The 2,345-nt window shown below is 69.8% G+C and carries 1 protein-coding gene; it reads right to left on the reverse strand.

Annotated features, from left to right (window positions below; translation table 11 throughout):
* On the reverse strand, nucleotides 1–1,923 hold a 1,923-nt coding region (locus tag ACI2LP_RS34255), incomplete at its 3' end, for a discoidin domain-containing protein (protein ID WP_404728444.1).
* Nucleotides 1,924–2,345 lie beyond the last annotated feature (422 nt).

Genomic DNA, 2,345 nt, shown 5'->3' on the forward strand with positions numbered 1-2,345 from the left:
GGAGGGGATGTCGAGTGCGTAGCTGTTGGTGCCTGTCGTCTTGTAGGTCAGCGGTATTCGTCGTTGGTCGTTGTCGGTGGAGTGGGTTGCGGCTGCGGCTCGTACCAGAGCGAACGAAGCGATGGCCGTGTCGGTGGTCACCGGCAGCTTCGCCCCGTGAGCCACTTTGGCGGGGGTGTTGCCGGTGAGGCGGGGCCGGGTCTTTTCGGTGCCGTCGGGGTTGAGGAGGTAGGGCGGGGTGAAGATCGCTCCGTCGGGGTGGTTCGTTGCGCAGTCGCCGCACAGACCGCCGCCGCCGGTGAAGATGCGCCCGTCGGGGAGGAGGTTGGCGACGCTGTGGTAGTTGCGCGGTACTGCCATCGAGGCCATCGCGGTGAAGGTGCCGGTCGCGGGGTTCCAGATCTCGGGGGTGAGGACGGAGCCGGCGTCGCTGAAGGGCACGGGGTTGGACTGTCCGCCGAAGACCGCAACCTTGCCGTCCGGCATGACGACGCTGTTGCTGAAGGCCCGTGCGTGGGCCATGTCGCCGGTGCGGGCGCTGACGGGTTGTGCGCCGCCGTTCAGGTTGACGGTGTAGGCGCGCTGGGTGGCTGGTGCGTTCTCGTAGGCGGTGGCGCCGCCCAGGGTGAGCAGTTTGCCGATGTCGTAGGCGACGGCGTTGCCGTTCATCGCGTCGGCGCTGTCCGCGCGCGTGCCTGCCGGGGTGATGCTGCCGTCTCCTGCGGTGGATATCCAGTTGAGCTGCTTGCTGGGACCGACATGCAGGACCCGTCCGTTGGAGGTGGCGTGCAGCCATTGGTGGTTGTCGGCCCGGTAGGGGCCTTTCGGGTCCGCGGTCATCGTGCCGGTTGCCGGCACGCCGGGCAGCCTGCGCCAGGTCCCGGTGGCGGCCGACCAGACCTCGCCGTCCTTGCCGCCGGTGCCGCCGCTCCAGGAGCCGCCGAGGACGAACGCGTCACCGTTGGAGAGCAGTGTCATGGCCTGGTAGCCGCGTGCGATGTTCATGTCGGCTGTTGAAGTCCACTCGTCGGTGGCGGGATTGTAGATGCTGGCACGCGCGGCGTTGCTGCCGCCGGTGACCAGTACCCGGCCGTCGGCGAGGAGGGCGATGCCGGGACAGAACATGTCGTGGCCCGTGTTGTCGACGCGGCGCTGGGTGATCCTGCCGGTGGCCAGGTCCATGATCGCGGTCTGGGTGTAGCCGTTGCTGCCGCCGAAGCGGTCGATGGCGTAGGCGGACCAGGCCAGGAGTTTGTTGTTGGGCAGTAAGGCGGTGGCCACCGGCACCAGGGGGAAGCTGGTCAGCCGTCCCCACGCGCCGTGGGTCGCGGGGTTGGCCGGGCCGCTCAGGCGCAGTTCGGCGGCCGAGGACCATGGACCGCGCCCGCCGGCCTCGGTGGTGGCGGTGAGGCGGACGTAGCGGGTGGTGACGGGACGGGTGAACGTGGTGCCCTTGACCCAGTCGTCGTCCTTCCAGGTGCCGGTGGCCACGGGGGCGCCGAAGGTGGTGCCGTCGGTGCTGGTCGTGACCGAGTAGGCACCGATCCGGCCGTTGGCGTTGTTGCTGGGGCGCGGCTGGTAGACGAGGCCGGAGACGACCTCTGTGCGGTGCATGTCGATGGTGATGCTGTGCGGCAGCGGCGCAGGGGTGCCCGACCACTTGCTGTGCCAGAAAGTGTCGGCATTCCCGTCCAGGACCAGTTGGGCACGGCCGTCCTCGGCCGCGGTCTCCTCATCACTGGCCGTGGCCGTCCAGCCCGCACGCGGCAGTACGGGAGCGGCAGGCTCCATCGCCGCCGCGGGGGCCGCCCCGTGATGCGGCGCAGAAAGCGGCGCCGCCTGCCCCGTGGCGGGCGGGTGCGGGCGCGCGGCGGGGATCGCGCCGTCGGCGGTAGTAGTGATCAGCGGCAGCAGCGCTGTCATGACTGCCGTCAGGGCCAGGAGAACGAGACCTCTGCTTCTGAACCGGGACAGACGGAACAACCGTGACGCACGCACCATGACATCGCCCCCGAGAGCAAGGAAGAAAGGGCCTCACGCGCGTCGTCACGAGCACGGAAGGCCATCGGCTGGTCACCGGAGAAGACCCTGTCCGGGCCCGGCCGTCCCGCCGCTTTGCCCATGCTTTGCCAAGTCGGCCCGTGCGGCGTTGAGTTGACCCGTGGCCGCGCCGAGGCAACGGGCGGTCCGCAGGTCGCTCATCCAGCCGCGGCCCGGGCGTGCGCCAGGCTCGAACAGGCGCCACCAGGGCGGCAACCACCACCCGCACCGGTCTGAAAGTGCAGGAGCTCGACACCGGCACCGACAGCGGCATCACGGTGACCGAAGCCCACATCAACGCACTG

This window comes from Streptomyces sp. NPDC019890 (genome assembly GCF_044903445.1).
Taxonomy (GTDB): Bacteria; Actinomycetota; Actinomycetes; order Streptomycetales; family Streptomycetaceae; genus Streptomyces.